At 71.8% G+C, this 25232-nt stretch carries 18 protein-coding genes and 1 pseudogene; 8 read left to right on the forward strand and 11 right to left on the reverse strand.

The window, feature by feature from the left end:
• Positions 1 to 2: 2 nt before the first annotated feature.
• From ACGFZP_RS25705 to ACGFZP_RS25715, 3 genes are all read left to right on the forward strand, one after another.
• Positions 3 to 1349 carry a DUF1254 domain-containing protein gene (locus ACGFZP_RS25705; protein ID WP_392937249.1) on the forward strand — a complete coding sequence of 449 codons (1347 nt, stop codon included), beginning with the start codon at positions 3 to 5 and terminating at the stop codon, positions 1347 to 1349.
• Between the two features lie 32 nt (positions 1350 to 1381).
• A complete protein-coding gene (locus ACGFZP_RS25710; RefSeq protein WP_392937251.1) occupies positions 1382 to 2719 on the forward strand; it encodes a DUF1254 domain-containing protein in 1338 nt (445 codons plus the stop codon).
• A gap of 149 nt (positions 2720 to 2868) precedes the next feature.
• Positions 2869 to 3540: a GAP family protein gene (locus ACGFZP_RS25715; protein WP_392937253.1), complete on the forward strand. Its 672-nt coding sequence runs from the start codon at positions 2869 to 2871 to the stop codon at positions 3538 to 3540.
• Positions 3541 to 3558: 18 nt separating this feature from the next.
• Here the strand turns inward: ACGFZP_RS25715 and ACGFZP_RS25720 are convergent, their stop codons facing one another.
• Positions 3559 to 5454: a sigma-70 family RNA polymerase sigma factor gene (locus tag ACGFZP_RS25720; protein ID WP_392937256.1), complete on the reverse strand. Its 1896-nt coding sequence runs from the start codon at positions 5452 to 5454 to the stop codon at positions 3559 to 3561.
• A gap of 234 nt (positions 5455 to 5688) precedes the next feature.
• On the opposite strand from ACGFZP_RS25720, the gene radA reads away from it, so the two are divergent.
• On the forward strand, positions 5689 to 7218 hold the full coding sequence (gene radA / locus ACGFZP_RS25725; protein WP_392937258.1) for a DNA repair protein RadA: 1530 nt from the start codon (positions 5689 to 5691) through the stop codon (positions 7216 to 7218).
• Positions 7219 to 7373: 155 nt separating this feature from the next.
• A complete protein-coding gene (gene disA, locus ACGFZP_RS25730; protein WP_387946773.1) occupies positions 7374 to 8480 on the forward strand; it encodes a DNA integrity scanning diadenylate cyclase DisA in 1107 nt (368 codons plus the stop codon).
• A gap of 150 nt (positions 8481 to 8630) precedes the next feature.
• On the opposite strand, the gene ACGFZP_RS25735 is transcribed toward disA, so the two are convergent.
• Entirely contained in the window at positions 8631 to 9560 is a 930-nt protein-coding gene (locus ACGFZP_RS25735) for a hypothetical protein (protein WP_392937261.1), read from the reverse strand.
• A 181-nt stretch (positions 9561 to 9741) separates the two neighbouring features.
• Between ACGFZP_RS25735 and ACGFZP_RS25740 the strand changes: the two genes are divergently transcribed.
• Complete coding sequence (locus tag ACGFZP_RS25740; RefSeq protein ID WP_392937263.1) at positions 9742 to 10659, forward strand: A/G-specific adenine glycosylase; 918 nt, start codon at positions 9742 to 9744, stop codon at positions 10657 to 10659.
• A gap of 67 nt (positions 10660 to 10726) precedes the next feature.
• Here the strand turns inward: ACGFZP_RS25740 and ACGFZP_RS25745 are convergent, their stop codons facing one another.
• The gene (locus ACGFZP_RS25745) at positions 10727 to 12334 is read right to left on the reverse strand and encodes an MDR family MFS transporter (RefSeq protein ID WP_392937266.1); all 1608 of its coding nucleotides are present in this window, start codon (positions 12332 to 12334) and stop codon (positions 10727 to 10729) included.
• 230 nt (positions 12335 to 12564) lie between these two features.
• On the opposite strand from ACGFZP_RS25745, the gene ACGFZP_RS25750 reads away from it, so the two are divergent.
• Positions 12565 to 13194, forward strand: a complete 630-nt coding sequence (locus ACGFZP_RS25750) for a TetR/AcrR family transcriptional regulator (RefSeq protein WP_392937268.1) — start codon at positions 12565 to 12567, stop codon at positions 13192 to 13194.
• Positions 13195 to 13293: 99 nt separating this feature from the next.
• On the opposite strand, the gene ACGFZP_RS25755 is transcribed toward ACGFZP_RS25750, so the two are convergent.
• The gene (locus tag ACGFZP_RS25755) at positions 13294 to 14250 is read right to left on the reverse strand and encodes a M23 family metallopeptidase (protein WP_392937271.1); all 957 of its coding nucleotides are present in this window, start codon (positions 14248 to 14250) and stop codon (positions 13294 to 13296) included.
• Positions 14251 to 14733: 483 nt separating this feature from the next.
• On the opposite strand from ACGFZP_RS25755, the gene ACGFZP_RS25760 reads away from it, so the two are divergent.
• Positions 14734 to 15900: a threonine aldolase family protein gene (locus ACGFZP_RS25760; protein ID WP_392937272.1), complete on the forward strand. Its 1167-nt coding sequence runs from the start codon at positions 14734 to 14736 to the stop codon at positions 15898 to 15900.
• A 152-nt stretch (positions 15901 to 16052) separates the two neighbouring features.
• Here the strand turns inward: ACGFZP_RS25760 and ACGFZP_RS25765 are convergent, their stop codons facing one another.
• From ACGFZP_RS25765 to lysX, 7 genes and pseudogenes are all read right to left on the reverse strand, one after another.
• A complete protein-coding gene (locus ACGFZP_RS25765; RefSeq protein ID WP_392937274.1) occupies positions 16053 to 18404 on the reverse strand; it encodes an immune inhibitor A domain-containing protein in 2352 nt (783 codons plus the stop codon).
• Positions 18405 to 18757: 353 nt separating this feature from the next.
• Positions 18758 to 21274 (reverse strand): ATP-dependent Clp protease ATP-binding subunit, encoded by a 2517-nt coding sequence (locus ACGFZP_RS25770; protein WP_392937278.1) that lies wholly within the window; start codon positions 21272 to 21274, stop codon positions 18758 to 18760.
• Positions 21275 to 21977: 703 nt separating this feature from the next.
• A complete protein-coding gene (locus tag ACGFZP_RS25775; RefSeq protein WP_387946791.1) occupies positions 21978 to 22328 on the reverse strand; it encodes an Lsr2 family protein in 351 nt (116 codons plus the stop codon).
• Positions 22329 to 22420: 92 nt separating this feature from the next.
• Entirely contained in the window at positions 22421 to 22957 is a 537-nt protein-coding gene (locus ACGFZP_RS25780) for an amino-acid N-acetyltransferase (RefSeq protein ID WP_387946793.1), read from the reverse strand.
• A gap of 9 nt (positions 22958 to 22966) precedes the next feature.
• On the reverse strand, positions 22967 to 23404 hold the full coding sequence (locus tag ACGFZP_RS25785) for a BlaI/MecI/CopY family transcriptional regulator (protein ID WP_392937281.1): 438 nt from the start codon (positions 23402 to 23404) through the stop codon (positions 22967 to 22969).
• Positions 23405 to 23521: 117 nt separating this feature from the next.
• On the reverse strand, positions 23522 to 23644 hold the full coding sequence (locus ACGFZP_RS25790; RefSeq protein ID WP_329488349.1) for a hypothetical protein: 123 nt from the start codon (positions 23642 to 23644) through the stop codon (positions 23522 to 23524).
• 4 nt (positions 23645 to 23648) lie between these two features.
• Positions 23649 to 25178, reverse strand: a pseudogene (lysX, locus tag ACGFZP_RS25795) (bifunctional lysylphosphatidylglycerol synthetase/lysine--tRNA ligase LysX); the annotation flags it as partial.
• Between the last annotated feature and the right edge of the window lie 54 nt (positions 25179 to 25232).

Genomic DNA, 25232 nt, shown 5'->3' on the forward strand with positions numbered 1-25232 from the left:
GCATGGGCAACCCGGCACTCGTGGATCCGGCCACCGTCCGCGCCACCGCCGCAGAGGCGTGGATCTGGGGGTACCCCCTCCTGGAGAACTACCGGACGCTCTACCCGCAGGCGGTCGACGACGCGGACCCGCGCCACGTCGGCGGCTTCGGGGTCTTCCAGCACTATCCGCAGCCCTCCACCCCCGCCAACACCGATGTCGTCACGCCCAACAACGACACCCCGTACTCCTGGGCCTGGCTCGATCTGCGCGCCGAGCCCTGGGTGGTCTCGGTGCCCGCCGAGGACCGCTACTACGTGCTCCCGCTGCACGAACTCGACACCGCCTACGCCGGGTTCATCGGCGCCCGGACCACCGGGCAGGAGGCCGGCGACTACCTGGTGGCAGGCCCCGGCTGGCAGGGCGCGGCACCGGATGGCGTCAGCGGCGTGATCCGCACCGCCACCGAGCTGATCGGCATCGTCGGCCGGACCTACCTCGGTGCGTCCTCGCCCGAGGCGGTCGAGGAGCTGAAGGAGATCCAGCAGCAGTACCGGCTGCGCCCGCTGCACGCCTACACGGACACCCCGGCCCCGCCGCCCGCGCCCAACCCGGTCTGGCCGGTCTGGCGGGAGGAGGTGCTGGGCGGCATCGAGTTCTTCAGCTTCCTCGACTTCCTGCTGGGCTTCTTCCCCGCGCTGCCGGCCGACGCCGACCTGCGCGGCCGACTGACCGACCTGGGCATCGACGGCCGCGGCGAGTTCGAGCCCGCGGCCCTGCCGATCGGGACCCGCGCCGAGATCGAGCGCGGCATCGCCGACGCCCGCGCGGAGCTCGACCGGGCGGCCGAGGAGCTCACCTCCTCGGCCGGCGCCTTCGGTACCCGCGAGCAGCTCGGCGCGAGGTACCTGACCAGGGCAGTCGCCGCGATGAAGGGCCTGTACGGGCTGCCGACCGAGGAGGCCTGGTACGGGGTGTGGGAGACCGACAGCGAGGGGAACCACCCGCCGAACGGGAGCGACCACGACTTCGTGCTGCGGTTCGGGCCCGGCGAGACGCCGCCCGTCCGGTTCTTCTGGTCCGCGACCATGTACTCCCTCCCGGACCGCATGCTGGTCGACAACACCCTGGACCGCTACTCGATCGGCGACCGCACCCCCGGGCTGGTCCACGACCCGGACGGCGGCCTCACCCTCCACATCCGGCACAAGCGCCCCGCCGACGCCGAGCACTCGGCCAACTGGCTGCCGGCCCCCGACGGCCCGTTCACGGTGGTCCTCCGGCTCTACGGCCCGGCCGAGTCCGCCCTCGACGGCCGCTGGGGACTCCCGCCGCTGACCGTGCGCGCCCCCGGCGGCGACCCCGCGTGAGCCACCCCACCGGACCGGACAAGGACTCCCGAATGACCCAGCCCGAGTTGGAGGCCCTGGCCGCCGACGCCTACGTCTACGGCTACCCGCTGGTGTCCTCCCTCACCATGGTCGAGCGCTTCACCCAGGGCGGCCTGGGCGTCCTGCCCGCGGCTCCGTTCAACGGATTCAGCCACGCGACCCGCCTGGCGCAGCCGGAGGACACCTTCGTCTCCGTCAACAACGACACCGTGTACTCGATCGCCCAGCTCGACTTCTCCGAGGGCCCGCAGGTGCTGCACGTCCCGGACACCGCCGGGGCCTACTACGTGCTGCAGTTCGTCGGCGCCTGGACCGACAACTTCGCCTACGTCGGCCGCCGCGCCACCGGCACCGGCGAGCGGACCTGGCTGATCGTCCCGCCCGGCTGGCACGGCACCCCCAGCGGGGGCCGGGAGAACGTCATCGTCTCGCCGACCGCGGTCGCGACCATCGTCGGCCGCTTCGCCTGCACCGGCCCCGACGACCTGCCGCGGGTCCGGGCCCTCCAGGACGGGCTGACGCTCGCCCCGCTGGAGCCGGGCGGACTGGCGGCCGGGCTGCCCGAGCCGGACCCCGAGGTGCCCGAGCGGCTGGCCTTCTTCGAACGGCTGCGGGTCTGGATGGCGGCCTTCCCGCCCGCCGGGCCCGACATCGAGTACCAGCAGCGGTTCGCCCCGCTCGGCCTGCTCGACGCCGGCCCCTCGCCGTACCGCGCCGCCGCCCCGGAGTGGACGCTCGCCCTGCTCAAGGGCCTGGCGGCGGGCCGTGAACGGGTCGAGGACGCCACCCGGCCGCCGGAGGACCACCCGGCCGGTGAGTGGCGCTCGGCGCTGCACCTGTTCGACTACAACGTCGACTTCCTCGGCCCGGGCACCCTCGACGACCCCGAGTGGCGCATCCCCGACCGGCGCGCCGCCTATCTGAGCCGGGCCGCCGCCGCCCGCGCCGGGCTCTGGGGCAACCACGCCTACGAGTCGGTGTACGCGATGACGTACGACGACGCCGACGGCCGCCCGCTCAGCGGCGCCCACGCCTACACCCTGCGCTTCGACGAGCCGCCGCCGGCCGGCGCCTTCTGGTCCGTCACCATGTACTCCCTGCCGGACTACTACCTGGTGGCGAACCCCCTCGGGCGCTACTCGGTCGGCGACCGCACGCCCGGCCTGGTGTACGGCGAGGGCGGCTCGCTGACGCTGCTGCTCCAGCACGAGCGGCCCGCGGACCCGGCCGCGGCGGCGAACTGGCTGCCGACCCCGGAGGGCGGGTTCCGGCCGATCATCCGGATCTACCAACCGACGCCGGCCGCGCTGGACGGCACGTACCGGGTGCCACCGATCCGGCGGATCTGAGCCGACCGCGCTGAGCCCGCGGATCCGCTCCCGCGGACCCGACCGGCCGGACCGGCAGGCCCGGATCCACGTAGTCGACTCGTGAGGGGCCGCGCGGCGTGAGGGGCCGCGCGTCGTGAGGGATCGCGCGGCGAGGAAGGGACACAGGAATGGGTGACGCCGTCGGCCAGATGCTGGCCTCGGCCGTGGGAATCGCGATCAGCCCGATGCCGCTGGTCGCGGTGATCCTGATGCTGGCCACTCCGAAGGGAAGGTCCAACGGCCTGGCGTTCACGGCCGGCTGGGTGGTGGCACTGACGGCGCTGGTCACGGTGGTGGTGCTGGTCGGCTCGGGCCTGGACACCGGGACCGCCGAGCCGACCTGGGCGTGGTGGCTGAAGCTGGCCTTCGGCGCGCTGTTCGTGCTGCTCGGCCTCAAGCAGTGGCGGGGCCGCCCGCGCGCGGGCCGGGTGCAGCCCCCGCCGAAGTGGATGCAGGCCCTCGACCGCTTCACCCCGGCCAGGGCGGCCGGACTCGCCGCCGCCCTGGTGGCGGTCAACCCGAAGAACCTGGTGCTCGCGGTCGGCGGCGCCGTCTCGATCGCGACCAGCGACGCCTCCGGTGGCGGCAAGTCGGTGGCCGCCGCGCTGATGGTGCTGATCGGCTCGCTCTGCACCCTGCTGCCGCTGTCGGTCTACCTGTTCGGCGGGGACCGGTCGGTCAGGGTGCTGGGGGAGTGGAAGGCGTGGATGGCCACGCACAACGCGGCGATCATGATGGTGGTCCTGGTCGTCCTCGGGGCGAAGTACATCGGCGACGCGGTCTCCGGGCTGACCTCCTGAGGCCCTGGCCCGACGGGCTCAGTGCGGGGTGGCGGTGGCCGTCGGAGCCGGGGAGGTCGGCGCCGGATCGGCGGTGGCGGAGGAGGCCGGGGCGGGCGGCGAGGCCGGGGAGGACGACGGGGTGGACGGCGGGGTGGACGGCGCAGGCGTGGACGGCCGGGTGGACGGCGACGGCGAGGCCGTCGCCCCGGGCCCGGACGGGGTGGCGGTCGCCGACGGCGTCCCGGGGGAGGGGTGCCCCGGCGCGGTGGCGGTCGGGGACGGCGTGGCCGCCGGACTGCCGGTCGGGGCGCCGGTCGGGGTGTCGGTCGGATCCGCCGTCGACGCGGGCTCGCCCGGGACGGGGGTACTGCCGCCGCGGTTGTGCGGTCCGCCCTCCAGGGTGACCACCGCCTGCGAGGGCGGCAGCGCGATCCGGGCCGTCCAGTGATTGCCCGGGGCGAGGTCCTCGTCCACCGAGACGATCACGGTGATCCGCTGGCCCGGGGCGAGCGTCCCGGAGTCCCGGCTGAGCCGGAGCCAGGCGGCGTCCACCACGGCGTGCCAGCGGATCTCGGTGCCGCCGGAGTTGGTCAGGGTGAGCACCGTCCGGTTGCCGTACCCGCCCGCCTCGACGGTGAGCAGTCCGACGGGGGCGGGCTGCTGGACCGCGCCAGGCCCGGCGGGCGGGGCCGGGGTGGCGGTCAGGGTCGGACTGCCCAGCGGAGTCGCACCGTGGCTCGGTACCGGGACAGCAGGGCCCAGGAATCCAGGAAGCAACGTTTCTGCAGGTGCCGGGCCGGCCCCCGCCAGCTCCAGACCGGGCACGGCCGGGGCGCCCCCGCGGGCCTGCTCGGCCGGACCTTGCTGGACCAGCGCGGACCCGGTCACCGCGCCCGGCGGCCGCTGACCGGCGGCCCGTCCGTCGTCCTCGACCCGGACCGAGGAGACCGAGGCCGCCGCCGAGGCCCCGCCACCACCCCGGTGACCGGCCCAGAGCGCCACCACCGGCGCGGCCAGCACGGCCGCCAGCACCCCGGTGGTCACCACCCGGCGGCGCACCGCCAGGCTCCGGCCCGCGTCCGGCAGCCGGTGCCGGGGGAACCCGCCCTGGTCGAACCGCAGGCCCGGCTCGGTCACCGGTACCGGCCCCGCCGCCCGCCGCCCGGGCGCGCCCGCCGGGCCCGCGCCCGGCAGGAAGACCACCCCGCCCTCCCGCTCCGGCGCGGCCGCCGGGGCCGACAGCACCGGCAGCCCGGACATCCCCGAGACCCCCTCGGCCACCTCCCCGGCCACCCGCTCCGCCGTCCCCCGGCAGGTCGGGCAGTCCACCACGTGCTGCACCAGCTCCCGGCGCAGCGCCGGCCCGAGCACCCAGTCCCGCCAGCTCTCCGCCCCGGCCCCGCCGAGCCGGTCCAGCTCGGGGCAGCTGCCGACGCCGAGCACCAGCAGCGCCGCCCTGGTCCGGCCGACCTCCGCCTCCGCCGAGGCCAGCAGCGCGCGGGCGGTGTCGAGCGGGACGCCGAGGACGGCCGCCACCTCGATCGGGCTCAGCCGGTGGCGGACCGACAGCTCCAGCGCCTCCCGCTGTTCGGGATCGGTGCCCGCGGCCTCGGGCCAGGCGAGCGAGGCCAGCTCGCGCCGCCGCCGGGTCGCCTCGGCGGCCGAGGGGCTTGGGCCGTCCGCCGGTCCGGGGCCGGCCTCCAGCCGGCGCAGGCAGCAGTACCGCGCCAGCGAGTACAGCCAGGGCCGCACCAGTCCGGGCTCGGCCAGTCGCACGCCGTGCCGCAGCGCCAGCTCGCGCACCTCCCGCAGGGCGGCGGCGGCCGCGTCGTGCTCGCACAGCACCGAGAGGCAGTAGGTGAACAGGGCGTCCACCTGCCGGTCGTAGGCCGCGAGCACGGCGCCGGTGGACCTGTCAGTACTCGTCGTCACCCGACCGACGGTAGAGAGGCGCGGGCCCGAGCCCGGGCGTTTCCCTCCTGTTGTACTTCTTTCGGGTAACAACATCGCCCATTCGTGGACCCGGTGCGAGCCTCCGCGCCCCGGACCGCGCCCCGGCCCACGCCCCCGCGCCCCGGCCTGAGCCCCTCGCCCGCGCCCCCGCCCGCGCCCCGTCCGAGCCCCCGCCCGCGGCCCGTTGTCCGACCCAGCCGCTACGGTGGCCGCATGGCTGCCCGCACCAAGACCACCGCCAAGCCGCGCCCGGCGTACCGCTGCACCGAGTGCGGCAACCAGCTGCCCAAGTGGGTCGGCCGGTGCCCGGAGTGCAACGCCTGGGGCACGGTCGAGGAGTACGGCGCGGTACCGATCAGGACGACGGCGGCCGGACCGGTCAGCGCGCCCGCCCGGCCGATCGCCCAGGTCGACGGGCAGGTCGCCACCGCCCGCTCGACCGGCGTGCCCGAGCTGGACCGGGTGCTCGGCGGCGGCATCGTCCCCGGCGCCGTGGTGCTGCTGGCCGGCGAGCCCGGCGTCGGCAAGTCCACCCTGCTGCTGGACGTCGCGGCCAAGGCGGCCAGCGCGCAGCACCGCACGCTCTACGTCACCGGCGAGGAGTCGGCCGGCCAGGTCCGGCTGCGGGCGGACCGGATCAACGCGCTCTCCGACCACCTCTACCTCGCCGCCGAGTCCGATCTCGGCGCCGTCCTCGGGCACATCGACGCGGTGAACCCGGGCCTGCTGATCCTGGACTCGGTGCAGACCATCGCCTCCGCCGAGCTGGACGGTGCGCCCGGCGGGCCGGCCCAGGTCCGCGAGGTGGCCGGTGCGCTGATCCGGGCGTCCAAGGACCGCGGCATGGCCACCCTGCTGGTCGGCCATGTCACCAAGGACGGCCAGATCGCCGGCCCCCGCCTGCTGGAGCACCTGGTGGACGTGGTGCTGAGCTTCGAGGGGGACCGCCACGCCCGGCTGCGCATCATCCGCGGGATCAAGAACCGGTACGGCGCCACCGACGAGGTCGGCTGCTTCGAGCTGCACGACGAGGGCATCGTGGGCCTGGCCGACCCGTCCGGGCTTTTCCTGACCAGGCGTGACAAGCCCGTTCCCGGTACCTGCCTGACCGTCACCCTGGAGGGCCGCCGTCCGCTGGTGGCGGAGGTGCAGGCGCTGATGGTGGATTCGCAGATCCCCTCCCCTCGCCGGACGACCTCCGGTCTGGAGTCGCCCCGGATCGCGATGATCCTGGCCGTGGTCGAGCGGCACGGCGGGGTCAAGCTCGGCAAGCAGGACATCTACACCGCGACGGTCGGCGGGGTGAAGCTCAGCGAGCCGTCGGCGGACCTCGCGATCGCCCTCGCCGTGGCCAGCTCCTCCTCGGACACCCCGCTCCCGAGCAACCTGGTGGCGATCGGCGAGGTCGGTCTGGCGGGCGAGGTGCGGCGGGTGACGGGTGTGCAGCGGCGCCTGGCCGAGGCACACCGCCTGGGCTTCACCCACGCGCTGGTCCCGCCGGATCCGGGCAAGGTGCCGCCGGGCATGAAGGTGGTCGAGGTGGCCGACATCGGCGAGGCGCTGCGGGCCATTCCCGGCCGCCGCCGCGCTGCCGCCAAGCCCCGGGGTGAGGCGTCGTCGGCGCCCCGCGAGGGGTCCGGGGCACCGCGCGAGACCCCGCCGGCCCCCCGCGGGGCCCGCCGCGAAGCCCCCGTCGCCGCCTACCCGGAGGAGCTCATGGAGGGGTGGGAACCCCTGGACTGAGACGAACCGCGCTGACCCAGGCTCTGTTATTGCCGCACGCAGTTAGACTTTCCCCTGTCTAATTGCCGATAAGGCAGTAATAAGCGACAGAGCAACAGACCGTAGGCCGGCGCACGGCGCGAGGCGCGCGGTACGGGGTCGACCGGAGGAGTCACGTGGCAGCCAGCGACCGGGCGGACAAGTCCTCCCGTGAGGAGGCCCTGCTACGGGCCTCCCTCAGCGCCATCGCGCCCGGCACGGGGCTGCGTGACGGCCTGGAGCGGGTGCTGCGGGCGAACACCGGCGGGTTGATCGTGCTCGGCTTCGACAAGACGGTCGAGTCGATCTGTACCGGCGGGTTCGTCCTGGACGTCGAGTTCACCGCCACGCGGCTGCGCGAGCTGTGCAAGCTCGACGGCGCGGTGGTGCTGGACAAGGACATCACCAAGATCGTCCGGGCCGGGGTCCACCTGATGCCGGACTCCACCATCCCCACCGACGAGACGGGTACCCGCCACCGCACCGCGGAGCGGGTCAACCGGCAGACCGGGTTCCCGGTGGTCGCGGTCTCGCACTCGATGCGGCTGATCGCGATGTACGTCAACGGCACCCGCCGGGTGCTGGAGGACTCCACGACCGTCCTCTCCCGGGCCAACCAGGCGCTGGCCACCCTGGAGCGTTACAAGCTCCGGCTGGACGAGGTGGCCGGCACGCTCTCCGCCCTGGAGATCGAGGACCTGGTGACGGTCCGGGATGTCACCGCCGTCGCCCAGCGGCTGGAGATGGTCCGGCTGATCGCCACCGAGATCGCCGGCTACGTGCTGGAGCTCGGGACGGACGGCCGACTCCTCTCGCTCCAGCTGGACGAGCTGATCGCGGGCGTGGAGCCGGAGCGTGAGCTGGTCGCCCGGGACTACTTCCCGGAGCGGGCCGCCAAGAAGGGCCGGACGGTCACCGAGGTGCTGGCCGACCTGGAGGCGCTGACCCACGCCGAGCTGCTCGACCTGCAGACGGTCGCCAAGGCGCTCGGCTACTCGGGCTCGCCGGAGTCCCTGGACTCGGCGGTCTCGCCGCGCGGCTACCGGCTGCTGGCCAAGATCCCGCGGCTGCCGAACACGGTGATAGAGCGGCTGGTCGAGCACTTCGGCGGTCTGCAGAAGCTGCTCGCGGCCAGCATCGACGATCTGCAGACGGTCGAGGGCGTCGGCGAGACCCGCGCCCGCTCGGTGCGCGAGGGCCTGTCGCGACTTGCCGAATCGTCCATCCTGGAGCGCTACGTCTGACCAGGCCCCCGGGGCCTGCCCGCCCCCGGGCCGGGTCTGACACGGACCGGCCCCGGGGCTCAAGGGAAGTTCGGCGAGCAGCCCCCGAACACGGCGAAGCCCCGGCCTTCGGGCCGGGGCTTCCGTGCTGCACGGGGGGCTGAGTGCGGGTCAGCTCTCCAGGCGGATCGAGGAGCGCGCCGACACCTGACCACCGGACAGGCCGGTGAGGTCGGCGACCACCAGGTAGTTGCCGGCCGGCGCGGGCGCCGCGTCGGCGGTGGCGCACTGGGGCTTGCTGCGGCTGCGGTCCCAGGTGAACGTCTCGGTCAGGCCGTTGTTCGCCGGGATCTGCACCCAGGTGGCGCCGCGGTCCGAGGGGCAGTCGCCGGAGGACCAGATCCGCTCGCTGCTGCTGGCCGTCACCGTGATCGCGGAGGCCGTCCGGCCCAGGTCCACCCGGCAGTTGGTGCCGGAGGCGTTGTGGACGGTCAGCGCCAGGCGCGGCTTGTCCTTGGGCTGGTAGGAGTTCTGGGCGCTGGACAGCTCCAGCGTCACCGCGGAGGAGGCGCAGACCGGCAGCGCCATGACCTCGGCGGTGTTCACCGCGGGTGCGCCGGTACCGCCGGCCGCTCCGCCTCCGGTGCCGCCGGCCCCGCCCGCCGCCGTGCCGCCCGCCGCCGTGCCACCCGCCGCGGTTCCGCCCGCGCCGCCGGTGGCCGGAGCCGGGTTGGGTGCGCTGCCGCCGCCCGTCCCGCCCGTGCCGAGGCTGACATCGCCGCCACCGGAGCCGGACACCGCACCGCCGCCGGTGCCGCCACCGGGACCGCCGCTGCCGCCCCCGCTGCTGCCGCCCCCGCCGGGGCGCAGCGTGTTGGCGGGACCGCTCGGGGAGGCACCGGGTGTGATCGCCTGGGCGGGGGTCTGGGACTGGGACGGCACGGCTTGCGCGGCCTTGCCCTGTCCACCGCCGTCGCCCTGATCGGACATCAGCCAGAGAATCAGGGCGACGACCGCGGCGAGGGCGGCGAGCATGACGATGCGCCGACGCCAGTAGATCGAAGCCGGAAGCGGTCCCACGGGTTGACGCAGAGAAGGCACGCCCAAACTCTACGAGACAGTGTGTGCCCTTTGACTCACCAACACCGCACTGTCGCCCCTTCCTTCACATGATCCGCCATTTGCGCCGTTCGGGGGAGTGCGGGAGGACCTCTTTCGAGGGAATTCGGAATTCACGACTCCGCTTCGGCCGGGGCCGCGGGCGTGGGAGGATCGAAGGGCCATGGCTGCCATCACCGTCACCCCCGCCCCCGGTCCCGCCGCCCTCCCGCTGCCGGTACTGCACTCGACCGTCCTCGGCTGGTACGAGGCCAACGCGCGCGATCTGCCCTGGCGGACCCCGGAGGCCTCGCCCTGGGCGGTAATGGTGAGCGAGTTCATGCTCCAGCAGACCCCGGTGAAGCGGGTGCTGCCCGCCTACGAGGCGTGGCTGGAGCGCTGGCCGACCCCCGCCGACCTGGCGGCCGACGCCCCCGGCGAGGCCGTCCGGATGTGGGGCCGGCTGGGCTACCCGCGCCGGGCCCTGCGGTTGCACGCGGCCGCGGTGGCGATCACCGAGGAGCACGGCGGCCAGGTGCCGGACGACCACGCGACGCTGCTCGGGCTGCCCGGGGTGGGGGAGTACACGGCCGCGGCGGTGGCCTCGTTCGCCTTCCGCCAGCGGCACGTGGTGCTGGACACCAATGTGCGCCGGGTGTTCGCCCGCGCGGTGACGGGCGTGGAGTACCCGGCGCAGGCCACCACGGCGGCCGAGCGCCGGACGGCGACGGCGCTGCTGCCGGAGCCGGCGGAGACCGCGGCGACCTGGGCGGTCGGCGTGATGGAGCTCGGCGCGCTGGTCTGCACCGCGCGCAGCCCGGAGTGCGGCGGCTGCCCGCTGTTCACCCACTGCGCCTGGCAGCGGGCCGGCTGCCCGCCGTACGAGGGCCCGGCCCGGCGCGGCCAGTCCTACGAGGGGACGGACCGCCAGGTGCGCGGCAAGCTGCTGGCGGTGCTGCGCGACGCGTACGGCACGGTGGAGCAGGCCCGGTTGGACGCCGTCTGGCCGGACGCGGTGCAGCGGGCCAGGGCACTGGACGGACTGGTCGCCGACGGCCTGGTCGAGCCGGTCGAGCAGGGCGTCTACCGACTGCCGCAGTAACGCGAACTGCCGCCAGTAACGCGAAATCCCCCCTCCCCGGCCGGGGAGGGGGGAGGACTTCCGGGCGTCAGATCGCGACGGCCTCGACGTTGGGCTCGGTGGCCTTGCCCTTGTCGTCCGCCGTCGGGGCGCCGGAGCCCCGCAGCGGGACCTCGCGCATGAAGACCGCCGCGGCGATCGCGATCACGGCGACCGCCGCACCCCAGAGGAAGACGGTGTGCATCCCGTTGGCCACGGCGTGGTGGTACGCGTCCTGGACGGGCGCGGGCAGCGCCTTGAGCGCGGCCGGGCTCATCTGGCCCGGGTCGCCCTGCACGCCGCCGGTGGCGGCCTCGCCGAGCCGGTCCTTCATGGTCTCGGTGACGCGGCTGTTGAACAGCGCGCCGAACAGGGCCACACCGAAGGAGCCGCCGATGGTGCGGAACAGGGTGGCGGTGGAGCTGGCCACGCCCATGTCCTTGAGCTCGACGCTGTTCTGCGCGACCAGCATGGTGATCTGCATCAGGAAGCCCATGCCGGCGCCGAGCACCACCATGAAGCAGGCCGAGGTGAACGTGCTGGTGTCGGTGGACAGCGTGGACAGCAGCAGCGAGCCGCCGGCCATCACGGCCGTACCGATGATCGGGAAGATCCGGTACTTGCCGGTCTTGGTCACCGCCTGGCCGACGGCCAGCGAGACGACCAGCATGCCGAACATCATCGGCATCAGCAGCAGGCCGGAGTTGGTGGCCGAGGCGCCCTGGACGGTCTGCTGGTAGAGCGGCAGGAAGACGGTCGAGCCGAACATCACGAAGCCGACGACGAAGCCGATCACCGAGACCAGGGTGAAGTTCAGGTTCTTGAACAGGTCGAGCGGGAGCATCGGCTCCTCGACCCGCTGCTCGACGTAGCAGAACGCGATCAGCGAGGCGGCGGCCAGCGCGGCCAGGCCGAGGATCTGCTTGGAGCCCCAGGCGTACTCCTGGCCGCCCCAGGTGGTGATCAGGGTCAGCGCGGTGATGCCGGTGGTGAGCAGCAGGGCGCCGAGGTAGTCGATCCGGGCGGTCGAGCGGACCTTCGGCAGCTTCAGGGTGACCATGACGACGGCGAGGGCGACCACGCCGAGCGGCAGGTTGATGTAGAAGGTCCAGTGCCAGTTGAGGTGATCGGTGATGAAGCCGCCGATCAGCGGGCCGCCGATGGTCGCGAGCGCCATCACCGCGGCGAACATGCCCTGGTACTTGCCGCGGTCGCGCGGCGGGATGAGCGCGCCCATGATCGACATCACGCCGACCATCAGGCCGCCGGCGCCCAGGCCCTGGAGGGCGCGGAAACCGATCAGCTCGTTCATGTTCTGCGAGAGGCCGGAGAGCGCCGAGCCCGCCAGGAAGATCACGATGGCGGTGAGGAAGGTGCCCTTGCGGCCGTAGAGGTCGCCGAGCTTGCCCCAGATCGGGGTGGAGGCGGCGGTGGCCAGGGTGTACGCGGTGACGACCCAGGACAGGTGCTCGGCGCCGCCGAGGTCGCCGACGATCGTCGGCATCGCGGTGCCGATGATCAGGTTGTCGAGCATGGCCAGCAGCATGGTGACGACCAGGCCGGTCATCACCAGGCGGATCTCGCGCGGCGACCGTGGAGCCTCCTCCTCGGCCGTCTTCTGTTCCGGCGCCGGGGCGTCGGCCTGCGGTTGTGACATGGGGTGGTGTCTCCCGGACTGGATGTGGGACGACCGTCAGGCCTTCGGTGGCTTACTTACTTGTCGCCCGGCTAGTTTCTTGGACCGTGGGCACGGTAAGTTGTCCACTAGTCGGGCGTCAAGCCAGTTTTCCCGCCGACTCCCTGGGCAGGGAGAATGAGCCCACGGCGAGCGTCCGAGGGCGCTCACCGAGCGCAGCAGCAGTCACCGACGCAGTCATGAGGCAGGCCATGGGTACGACGCACAGCCCCCGTAGCGACACCCGGGCCCGGATCGTCGCGGTCGCGCTGGAGCTCTTCGCCGAGCAGGGGTACGAGCAGACCTCGCTGCGGGAGATCGCCGACCGGCTCGGTGTCACCAAGGCGGCGCTCTACTACCACTTCAAGACCAAGGACGACATCGTCCACGGCATCGTGCAGGGCATGGCCGCGCCGATCGACGAGACCATCGCCTGGGGCCGTGACCAGGAGTGGAGTCCGGAGCTGCGGGACGAGCTGATCCGGCGGTTCGCGGCGGGCATGTCCGAGCGGGCGCCGCTGCTGCGGTTCTTCCACGAGAACCAGCCCGCGCTGCGCGAGTCGCCGGCCGGGCTGGAGTTCAAGGACCGCATGATCGCGATGATCCGGCTGGTGCACGGTCCCGACGCGGACTTCGAGGACCGGCTGCGGGCGACGATGGCGCTGTTCACCATCAACTCGGCGCTGTTCATGCTCAAGCAGGACGTCTCGGAGCAGAACGACGCCCGGGAGCACTGCGCGGTCGAGGCGCGGGTGGCCACCCTGGAGGAGGCGATGTCGGCCGCCCAGCGGGTGGCGCTGGAGATCGGCGGCCTGATCCGCCGGCCCCCGGCGCACGTCTGACCGGCGGCGTGGTCCGCCGGCCCAGGCCCGTGGCCGACCGGCGGTTGAACGCGTGGAGGCGGACGGCCAGGCCGTCCGCCTCCGTCACCCCCGGGGGGATCAGAACCCGGTGACGCCGTGCCCGGAGAGGTACGCGATCGGGTTGATCACGGCGCCGTAGTGGTTGCTGGAGCGGATCTCGAAGTGCAGGTGGGGACCGGTCGAGTTGCCGGTGTTCCCGGAGCGGCCGATCTGCTCGCCGGCCGACACCCGCTCGCCCGCGGAGACCGAGAGCGCCGACATGTGCGCGTACTGCGCGTAGCGCCCGTCCGCCAGTCGCAGGACGACCTCCTTGCCGTAGGCGCCGTCCCAGCCGGCCGACACCACGGTGGCGTTGCCGACCGCGAGGAGCGGGGTGCCAGGGGCGACCGCGAAGTCCACGCCGGTGTGGTACCCGGCCGCGTACTCGGGGTTGGCCACGCCGTACGGGTTGCTGGTCGGCGCACCCGGTACCGGCGCGGACCACTCCGGTGCGGGGGCCGGCGCGGGGGCCGGCGCGGGGGCCGGTGCCGGGGCGGGCTCGGGGGCGGGTGCCGGAGCGGGCTCGGGAGCCGGCTCGGCGGCCGGGGCCTGGTCCGAGGAGGGCGCGGGCGCCGGGGCCGGCTCGGGGGCCTGCAGGTTCGCCGCGACCGCCACGTACTCCTGTGCCGAGTCGTGCTCGTGCGGCAGCTGGTAGGTGCTCGGGCCGGCCACCTGGACCAGGCCGGCCGCGGGCGCCGCGCTCTGCGGGGCGGTGAACGCCGAGCTGCCGGGGGTGGTGGGGGCGACCGTCTGCGCCGAGGCGCTGCCCGGTGCGGCGACCAGCAGGGCGCCGGACAGTATGACCGCGGCCGCGCCGGCCGCGGTGGCGGTGCGGTGCCGGTCGGCCCAGGCCCGGGTGCCGGGCAGGGTGTGCCGCGGCGCGGTGAGCGTGCGCAGCGGTGTGGCGTGGGTGCGGATGGCGTGGCCGAGTCGGGGCTGCCAGTCCGCCGCGTGGGTTGCCGCGCGGGCGGCGAGGCGGCGGAGGGCCGGCCCCATGGGCGGGACGGAGGACATCGGGAAGCTCAACCTCACGGACGTACGGGGGCAGCACGGAGCCCGTTCGGGCGTGCTGGGTGGGGACCACTCAGGTGTAACCGTCACCGAGCGGAGTCCCAAACGGTGTGACGTACTACGGCGTGTAGTCGGCGTTGCGCCGGAGATTCAAGCTGACGGAGTAACGATCATGAGATCGGATTGTCCGGTTATGGGATCTGAGCTTCCGGAGACCCTCCGGGCGGTCTACTACCGCCGGTCGTACCGGTGTCGACCCCTGTGACCAGAGCCACCCGCCGCCCGGGTTTGGCGGCCGTCCAGCCGCGTTCCCGGGCCCGCCCCGCCGGACGCCCGCTGCACCCCTGCTGCAGCTCCGCCCCACTCCCGTCCCACGCCGGGCCCACTTCTGCTCGACTCCCGCCCACCCCGGGTATTCGCGACGTCCGCACCGCTGACCGGACGGCCGAGCTGCGGGACCATCGACGCATGTATGCCATCAGGAGCGAAGACACCGACGGCACCGCGGACAGCGGCGGCCGGAGCAGTCAGGACCGCCGCTTCGCCGCCCTGCGCGGCTGCGAGCGGCTGCTCTCGGGCACCCGGCCGCAGAGCCTGCGCGAACGGATCGCCGCGCTCACGGAGGAGGGCGCGAACGCGTACGACCTGGACGGCCGACCGGACATGTACGGCGACGGAGTGGTCCGCACCCTGGAACACCGGGTCGCCGGGCTGCTCGGCACCGAGGACGCGGCCTTCTTCCCCACCGGCACGATGGCCCAGCAGGTCGCGCTGCGGATCCACGCCGAGGCGGCCGGCCTGCGCACCGTCGCGACGCACCCGCTCGGCCACACCGAGCTGTTCGAGCGGCAGGCCCTCACCGTCCTCGGCGGCCTGCGCAGCGTCTGGCCGACCACCGCGCCGCGCATCCCGACCGTGGCCGAGCTGCGGGCCTTCGACGAGCCGTACGCGGCCCTGCTCCTGGAGCTGCCGCTGCGCGAGGCCGGGTTCGTCCTGCCGCAGTGGGCGGATCTGGCCGCCGTCGCCGCCGTGGTCCGGGAGGAGCACGGCGCCGCCCTGCACCTGGACGGCGCCCGGATCTGGGAGTCGACCTTCCACCTCGGCCGTCCGCTGCCGGAGATCACCGGGCTCGCCGACTCGGTCTACGTCTCCTTCTACAAGACCCTCGGCGGGATCAGCGGCGCCGCGCTGGCAGGCCCGGCGCCCTTCGTCCGCGCGGCCAAGGCATGGCGCCACCGCTACGGCGGCCAGCTCTTCCAACAGTGGCCGGCCGCCCTCGCCGCCCTGGCCGGGCTGGACCGCGAACTGCCCCGGCTGGAGGCCCGGGTGGCGCACGCCAGAACCGTGGCGGCGGCCCTCGCCGAGGCCTTCGCGGCCGTGCCCGCCGCCCGGGTGTACCCCGACCCGCCGCACACCCACCAGTTCCAGCTCTGGTTGCCCTACCCGGCCGCCCGCCTGGAGGAGGCCGGGCTGCTGCTCGCCGAGCGGTCCGGCACGGCGCTGTTCGGGGGCTGGCGCGAGCCCCGGCTCCCCGGCCTGGCGATGACCGAGGTCACCGTCGCCGCCGAGGCCATGGAGTGGACGGCCAAGGACATCGCCGAGGCGGTCGACGCCTTCCTCGCCCTGCTGTCCTGACCGGCCCAGACGTCCCCGGGCCGGTCCGGTCCGGCCGGGGCCCGGGCCGGTCCGGAAAAGCATCCGGCCCGCCCCCGCGCAGTGCGGGGACGGGCCGGACGGGGTGTATCAGTGCTGCCTGGTCACAGGCTGATCGTCACTGCTCAGTTCGATCAGTTGTCGACCGGGCGAACGCGGATCCAGGTCTCGAGGTAGTTCGAGGACTCGTTCTCGACCTCGATGCTGGTGCCGGTCTTCGGGACGATGACGCTGCTGTACGGGTTGTCCTTCGACCAGTACGACTTGAGGTCGCTGAACTCGTCGACGCCCTTGGCCTTCGGGATGACCGTCTCGACGTCGGCCTTGTGCAGGGTCAGACCGTCGGTCTTGCGCGAGCCGAAGGTGGAGTCGTAGCCCTGGATGCGCGGACGCAGCAGGCTGCCGTCGGCCCACTTCAGCGGCGCCGGGTGCGAGTCGATCGGGAGGACCAGACCCGAACCCGGGTGGTTGGTGACGTTGTTGTCACTCTGGGAGGTGTCCCACAGCCAGATCAGCAGACCGGCCTGGTAGGGGTAGTGCTCCACCCAGCCCGGCTTGCTGGCGAAGCCGAAGTTGTACGGGCCGGTCTTGAGGGTCCGGTCGTACGAGATGTACTGGCGGTTCTCGGCGATGTAGTACTGGGCGTAGTCGTTCGAGAACGAGCCCGTGATGCGCGAGAAGCCCTTGGGGGCCCAGCCGTTGTCGCCGTTCTCGGCGCCGTCGGTGAAGACGGTGGAGCCGTTGGCGGTGATGGCGATGTCGTCCAGGGCCAGGCCCTTGAGGTGCAGACCGCCATCGGTGGTGTAGTGGAAGCGGACCTTGACGGCCTTACCCGCGTAGGCGTCCAGCGGGAACGACAGGTCGCCCCACTTGTTGCCCGAGTTGCCGGTCAGGCCGGCCTTGTCGGCGGCGTTCTTCGGGATCGCGACCCCGTTGAAGGTGCCGTTCAGGGCGGTCCAGTTGGCGCCACCGTCGGTGGAGACCTCGGCGTAGCCGTAGTCGAAGTCCTGCTCGATGTCGTACCAGGCCTTGGCCGACAGCGCACCGGAGGTCTTGCCGGTCAGGTCGACGTCACGGGTCAGCGAGACGTTCAGGTCGTCCGCGCTGCCGCTCCACCACTCGTTGGCACCCGCGAACGGGGTGTTGATCGTGGTGGTGACGGTCTTCTTCGGCAGGTCGACGACGAGCGCCTGCTTCAGCTTGGTGTTGAACTCGACCGGGCCGATGTGGTGGGTCGACTCGGTGCCGGCCTTGGCCTTGTCGTAGTTCAGCCAGCCGAGCTGCAGCTTGCTCCAGGCGTCGAGGTCGTTCGGCATGTCGCCGATCGAGTTCTTGCCCTCGCCGAGCCAGGAACCGGAGGACATCAGCGACCAGAAGCCGACCGAGTTGTCGATCCCGCTGCCCGAGGTGTCGTAGAGGTCCGGCAGACCGAGGTCGTGGCCGTACTCGTGGGCGAAGACACCGAGGCCGCCGTTCTCGGGCTGCATGGTGTAGTCGCCGATCCAGACACCGGTCGAGCCGACCGGGGTGCCGCCGAGCAGGTTGTTGGCGGGGCCGGTGGAGCCGGCCTGGGTGCCGTAGGCGTACGAGCGGTGGGCCCAGAGCGCGTCGGTGCCCTGCTTGCCGCCGCCCGCCGACTGGTCCTCGCCGGAGTGCACGATCTGGAAGTGGTCGATGTAACCGTCGGGCTCGTTGAAGTTGCCGTCGTGGTCGAAGTCGTACCGGTCCCACTGGTCGTACTGCGCGATGACGGCCTGGATCTGAGCGTCCGTCTGGCCCTTGGCCTTCTGGTCGGCGACCCAGGCGTTGATGCCGTCGCGGATCAGGTCCTGCGCGTTGTTGCAGACGTGCTGGCCGCAGTAGTCCGAGCCGTAGCGGGCCTCGTTCCACGGGACCTTCACCCAGTCGGTGACCTGACCGTCGACCGAGTAGCGGCCCGAGGACTGCTTCTCGTAGAAGGTCTTCAGCGAGTCCTGGGTCTTGCTGAAGTACATGTCCTGGTAGTGCTGCTGGTTGTAGTCAGCCTGCCAGAGCGTGGAGTTGTTGGTCGCAGCGTCCGGCTTGGCGATCTGGTTGTGCTGCGGACCGGGGGTGCCGCCGTACTTGATCTTGCCGTCCGGCGTCTTCGTGGTGTTGTCCACCTGGTCGCTGAAGTCGACCAGGATGGTGAAGATCTTGTCCGTGCGCTCACGGGCCAGCTCGACGTACTTGTCCTTGCCCAGCTTGATGCTGGAGCTACCGCCGTGCTGCTCGACCTGGGCGGTGCCGGCGAGCAGCTGCTCGGTGGCGGCCTTCTGCTCGGCCTCGACCTTCTCGGTCAGCGGGCCCGGCAGGTTGTGATCGGTCTTGACCGACTGAACGGCGTCAGCCGGGTCGTTCGGCACGGGCGCCGAGCCGGCCGCGAGGGCCACGCTCGGGAACAGCCCCGCGCCGAGCGCGGCTATGACAGCCCCGGCCGTGGCGGCCGCAGCGGCTTTCCTGGTCATCTTCAACGTTGTGACGTCCTCCCCAAACCGGTCTGGCTCTTGGCCTCCCGGTAAACCAATGAAAGACAGGTGGACGTCATTTGATCCAAGCGTGGACCGAAAAGATAGACCTTGACCGTTACATGGCTACAGCGCTATGCTCCGCAACTTCCTATCAGCTGACGGTCCGTCAACAGTATTGGTAATAAAAGCGGGAGGTCAACTCGATCGCACCCGCACAGCCCCCCGATCAGGCCTCCGAGCTGCGGATTCGTGGGCTTGATCACAGCTTCTGTGACGCCGTGTAAAACGGTCTGGGCCCCCGGCGTGAACGCCGGGGGCCCAGACGGTGTGCTGTTATCTGTTAACTGTTTCTACTTCGTCAGGTCGGGACCCGAGGAAGCGACAGCCGCCGGAGTGTCCGCAACTGCAGACTTCTCCTCGCCGCGGAAGGTGAACTTCGCTTCCTTGCCCTCGCCCTCGACGCCGACGACCACGATGTGGCCGGCCCGCAGCTCGCCGAAGAGGATCTTCTCGGAGAGGTGGTCCTCGATCTCGCGCTGGATGGTGCGGCGCAGCGGACGGGCACCGAGCAGCGGGTCGTAGCCGCGCTTGGCGAGCAGCTTCTTGGCCTCGATGCTGAGCTCCAGGCCCATGTCGCGGTCCCGCAGCCGGCCGTCCACCTTGTCGATCATGAGGTCGACGATCTGGATGATGTCTTCCTCGGACAGCTGGTGGAACACCACGATGTCGTCGACACGGTTCAGGAACTCGGGGCGGAAGTGCTGCTTGAGCTCCTCGCCGACCTTCGCCTTCATCCGCTCGTACCCGGTGGTGGAGTCACCCGTGGCCGCGAAGCCCAGGTTGAACCCCTTGGAGATGTCCCGGGTGCCGAGGTTGGTCGTCATGATGATGACGGTGTTCTTGAAGTCGACCACGCGGCCCTGGGAGTCGGTCAGGCGACCGTCCTCCAGGATCTGCAGCAGCGAGTTGAAGATGTCCGGGTGGGCCTTCTCGACCTCGTCGAAGAGGACGACGGAGAACGGCTTGCGGCGGACCTTCTCGGTCAGCTGGCCGCCCTCCTCGTAGCCCACGTAGCCGGGAGGCGAACCGAAGAGCCGGGAGACGGTGTGCTTCTCCGAGAACTCCGACATGTCGAGCGAGATCAGCGCGTCCTCGTCGCCGAAGAGGAACTCGGCGAGCGTCTTGGAGAGCTCGGTCTTACCGACGCCGGACGGGCCGGCGAAGATGAACGAGCCGCCGGGGCGCTTCGGGTCCTTGAGGCCCGCACGGGTGCGCCGGATGGCCTGGGAGAGCGCCTTGATGGCGTCCTTCTGGCCGATGACGCGCTTGTGCAGCTCGTCCTCCATGCGCAGCAGCCGGGAGGACTCCTCCTCGGTGAGCTTGAAGACCGGGATGCCGGTGGCGGTGGCCAGGACCTCGGCGATGAGCTCCTCGTCCACCTCCGCGACGACGTCCATGTCGCCGGCCTTCCACTCCTTCTCGCGCTTGGCCTTGGCCTGCAGGAGCTGCTTCTCGTCGTCGCGCAGGGACGCGGCCTTCTCGAAGTCCTGCGCGTCGATCGCGCTCTCCTTCTCGCGGCGGACGTCGGCGATCTTCTCGTCGAACTCGCGCAGGTCCGGCGGCGCGGTCATCCGGCGGATGCGCATTCGCGAGCCGGCCTCGTCGATCAGGTCGATGGCCTTGTCCGGCAGGAAGCGGTCCGAGATGTAGCGGTCGGCCAGGGTGGCGGCGGCGACCAGGGCGGCATCCGTGATCGAGACCCGGTGGTGGGCCTCGTAGCGGTCGCGCAGGCCCTTGAGGATCTCGATGGTGTGCGGCAGCGACGGCTCGGCGACCTGGATCGGCTGGAAGCGGCGCTCCAGCGCGGCGTCCTTCTCCAGGTGCTTGCGGTACTCGTCCAGCGTGGTGGCACCGATGGTCTGCAGCTCGCCGCGGGCCAGCATCGGCTTGAGGATGCTGGCGGCGTCGATGGCGCCCTCGGCGGCGCCCGCGCCGACCAGGGTGTGCAGCTCGTCGATGAACAGGATGATGTCGCCGCGGGTGCGGATCTCCTTGAGCACCTTCTTCAGGCGCTCCTCGAAGTCACCGCGGTAGCGCGAGCCGGCCACCAGGGCGCCGAGGTCCAGCGTGTAGAGCTGCTTGTCCTTCAGCGTCTCCGGGACCTCGCCCTTGACGATCGCCTGGGCCAGGCCCTCGACCACGGCGGTCTTGCCGACGCCGGGCTCACCGATCAGCACGGGGTTGTTCTTGGTGCGGCGGGACAGCACCTGCATGACCCGCTCGATCTCCTTCTCGCGCCCGATCACCGGGTCGAGCTTGGCCTCGCGGGCGGCCTGGGTGAGGTTGCGGCCGAACTGGTCCAGGACCAGCGACGTCGACGGGGTGCCCTCGGCGGGCCCGCCGGCCGTGGCCGACTCCTTGCTGCCGGTCTGGTAGCCGGAGAGCAGCTGGATGACCTGCTGGCGCACCCGGTTCAGGTCGGCGCCCAGCTTCACCAGGACCTGGGCGGCGACGCCCTCGCCCTCGCGGATCAGGCCGAGCAGGATGTGCTCGGTGCCGATGTAGTTGTGGCCGAGCTGCAGGGCCTCCCGCAGCGACAGCTCCAGGACCTTCTTCGCCCGGGGGGTGAAGGGAATGTGACCGGACGGGGCCTGCTGGCCCTGGCCGATGATCTCCTCGACCTGCTGGCGAACGGCCTCTAGAGAAATCCCGAGGCTCTCCAGGGCCTTAGCGGCGACACCCTCACCCTCGTGGATCAGACCCAGGAGGATGTGCTCGGTGCCGATGTAGTTGTGGTTGAGCATCCGGGCTTCTTCCTGAGCCAGGACGACAACCCGCCGCGCGCGGTCGGTGAACCTCTCGAACATCGTTTATCGCTCCTCAGAGCGGTCGGGCAGTTCGGGGTCGGTCCCCGCCCTGTCCTTCCGCATGCTAGTCCCGCTCAGCGGCGCGGCCCACGGATTCACTCCCCGGTATCGGGAGCGAGATGCTGCGCGACCAGCCGACACCAATCCCAACCTGATGCTGGGAGACGGTGTTCCCACAGGTGGGCCCGATGCACCAGATACCGCTACGCCATCGGCGAACAACAGCCGCCTCGGCGGAGCGGGATGGCGTCCGGCCGGTCGTGCATACTGCCCCGGTCGGGGTCTGGGACCCCGTCCACCTGCATTCATACCCGGTTACGGGGAGCTTCTCGCGCAGTTTCCGCGGTGGCGGTGTTCGCCTGGCGAGAAGTCGGCCGGCGGTGACGGTGTCTCAGCGGCGGATGCCTCGGTCCGTAGGCCGTCCCGGTGGTACCGGCGTTACCGCTTCGCCACTACAGCGTTGCACAGCCCGTGAATGTTCCGCCGCCCGAGCCCGCGTCGTCCGAGCCCCCGTCGCCGGGACCCGGGATGCCCGTGTGTGCACCGCGGGGCGCGGAGGGGATCCCTCCGCGCCCCGCGCGTGTGCCACGGACGCCGCGGGCGGCCGCCGGGGCCCCGCACCCGCTCCGGCGGTCCGGCGCAGCCGGGCTCTGCAGTGTGTCCGGCGGAGCCGGGTCCTGCTGTCCGTCCGGCGGAGCCGGAATCAGGCCGCGTTGGCCTTCTCGTACGCCTCGCGCACGTTGCTCGGCACCCGGCCGCGGTCGTTGACCTCCAGGCCCTGCTCCTTGGCCCACGCGCGGATCTTGGCGGTGTCCGGGGCGCTTCCGGACGGACGCGGGGCGGTGCCCCGGCCCGGGCGCCGGGCGCCGACCAGCCGGCCGCTCTGCTTGCGGCCCTTGTCCACGTACGGCGCCAGCAGACCGCGGAGCTTGTCCGCGTTGGCGCTCTTCAGATCGATCTCGTAGGCAACGCCGTCGAGCGCGAACGTCACCGTCTCGTCCGCCGAACCGCCGTCGAGATCGTCTTCAAGAATGACCTGCACCCTCTGTGCCACGGGCTTCCCTTTCCGCTAAACGACCCATTGCCTAAGGAAAGGAAAGCGCCTTTCACCGGAAAACACAAACCCCTGCCCCGGTCGGGAGCGCCTCACAGGTGCAGCAGCATGCGCGAGTTGCCCAGCGTGTTGGGCTTCACCCGCTCCAGGTCCAGGAACTCCGCGACACCTTCATCGTACGAGCGGAGAAGTTCTTCATAGACATCCGTAGCGATCGCCGCCGGGTCTGTCGTACCATCATCGGTTTCCTGCAGCTCGCCGATCTCGACGAAACCGTGTTTCGCGAAGAAGGCGACCTCGAACGTCAAGCAGAAAATCCGACGGACGCCGAGCCAGCGCGCGGTCTGCAGTAGCTTGTCCAGCAGTACGTGTCCGACGCCGTGTCCGCGGCAGGACGGATCGACCGCGAGGGTGCGGACCTCGGCCAGGTCTTCCCACATCACGTGCAGTGCGCCGCAGGCCACCACCGCGCCGTTGTCGTCGCGTTCCGCGACCCAGAACTCCTGCACGGATTCGAACAGGGTGACGGTGGGCTTGTCGAGCAGAATGCCGTCGCGCGAGTAGGCGTCGATGAGCCCGCGTACCGCCCGCACGTCCGTGGTCCGCGCCCGGCGGATGGTGACCTCCATGGCGGGACGTTATCGTGTCGGACCCGGTGGGGTCTCCCCGGTATCGGGCCCGTTGCCCTCGGAATCAGGGTTGGCCGGATCGGACGGGAACAGAGCGGCGACCCGCAGTGCATCGCGCAGTGCCTCGCGCTGCTCGGGTGACATCAGGCCGAAGAAGTGCACCAGGGCGGCCGCGGGATTGTCACTGGTGGCCCACGCGTCGTTCATCAGTGCCGCCGTGTACGCCTCGCGGGACGAGACCGGTTCATATCGATAGGCCCGCCCGGCCCGGTCCCGACGCAACCAGCCCTTTCTGTGGAGCTTGTCCAGGACGGTCATCACCGTGGTGTACGCGATTTCGCGTTCCGACTGCAGATCCAGGAGAACCTCGCGAACCGTGACCGGTCGGTTCCACTGCCACACCCGGGTCATGATGGCGTTCTCAAGTTCGCCGAGTTGCCGGACCATAGTGCGGCCAGGATAGGGAGTGAATGGGGCAAATCTTGTGAAGTGCCGCCAAACCGGCGCGCCGCCACCCCCGGGAATCGGGAATGGCGGCGCGCCGGTGGACGGGCGGCCGACGGGTCAGTCGACCGCGTCCTCCTTGGCCTTCTGGGCCCCGCCCTGGCTGCGGATGATGGCCCGCACCAGGAATCCGAAGCCGATCGCCATGACCAGCGGCGGGACGATCGCGCTGACGTAGTCCATCAGGTCACTCCTCCTCGGTCTTCTCCGCCGCCGGTGCGGCGGACGCCTTGGGCTCGGGCTTCACCAGCGGGAAGAGCACCGTCTCGCGGATGTTCTTGCCGGTGAGCAGCATGATCAGGCGGTCCACCCCGAGGCCGAGCCCGCCGGTGGGCGGCATCGCGTACTCCAGGGCCCGCAGGAAGTCCTCGTCCACCTGCATCGCCTCGACGTCGCCGCCGGCCGCGAGCAGGGACTGCGCGGTCAGCCGGGCGCGCTGCTCGACCGGGTCGACCAGCTCGGAGTAGGCGGTGCCGATCTCGGTCCCGAAGATCACCAGGTCCCACTTCTCCGCCACGCCCGCGACCGAGCGGTGCTGGCGGGTGAGCGGGGAGACCTCGGTCGGGTAGTCCTTGATGAAGGTCGGCGCGATCGCGTTCTCCTCCAGCAGGCGCTCGACCATCTCCAGCACGATCTGACCGTGGCCCCAGTCCTTCTCGAACGGGATGCCGTGCTCGGTGGCGAGCCTGCGCAGCTCCTCCACGCCCGTCTCCGGGGTCACCTCGGTGCCCAGGTGCTTGGAGATGCCCGGGTAGACGCCGACCTCCGCCCACGGCTCGGCCAGGTCGATCTCGTGCTCCACGCCGTGCGGGTCCAGGCCCCGGATCACCGTGGTGCCCAGCGCGTCGCGGGCGGCGTTGATGATCGTCGCCCGGATCAGCTCGGCCTGGGTGTCGTAGTCGCCGTAGGCCTCGTACGACTCCAGCGAGGTGAACTCGGGGTTGTGGGTGGAGTCCGCGCCCTCGTTGCGGAAGTTGCGGTTGATCTCGAAGACCTTCTCAGCGCCGCCGACCACCAGCCGCTTGAGGTACAGCTCGGGGGCGATGCGCATGAACAGGTCGATGTCGTACGCGTTGATGTGCGTCTTGAACGGACGTGCGTTGGCGCCGCCGTGCACCGGCTGCAGCATCGGGGTCTCGACCTCGATGTAGCCGCGGTCCTCGTAGGTGCGGCGGATCGAGCGGACCACCTTGCTGCGCAGGTGCAGGATCTCGCGGGCCTCGGGGTTGACGATCAGGTCGACGTACCGCTGGCGGACCCGGGCCTCCGGGTCGGTCAGGCCCTTGTGCTTGTCCGGCAGCGGGCGCAGGCACTTGGCGGTGAGCGCCCAGCTGTCCACCATCACCGACAGCTCGCCGCGCCGGGAGGTGATCACCTCGCCCTCGACGCCGACCTGGTCGCCGAGGTCGATGTCGGCCTTCCAGGCCGCCAGCCGCTCCTCGCCGAGCTTGTCCAGCGACAGCATCACCTGGAGGTCGCCGCTGCCGTCGCGCAGGGTGGCGAAGCAGAGCTTGCCGCCGGTCCGGGAGAGGATCACCCGGCCGGTGATGCCGGCCCGCTCACCGGTGGCGGTGTCCGGCGCCAGGTCCGGGTGCTTGGCGCGCAGGTCCGCGATGGTGCTGGTGCGGGGGAAGCCGACCGGGTACGGGTCGACGCCGGCCGCCCGGAGCCGGTCCAGCTTCTCGCGCCGGACGCGCATCTGCTCGGGAAGGTCGTCGGTCGCGGTGATGGGGCTCTGATCGCTCACCCCACAAGGGTAGCCAGCCACACA

The sequence above is a fragment of the Kitasatospora sp. NPDC048239 genome, assembly GCF_043202015.1.
Taxonomy (GTDB): domain Bacteria; phylum Actinomycetota; class Actinomycetes; order Streptomycetales; family Streptomycetaceae; genus Kitasatospora.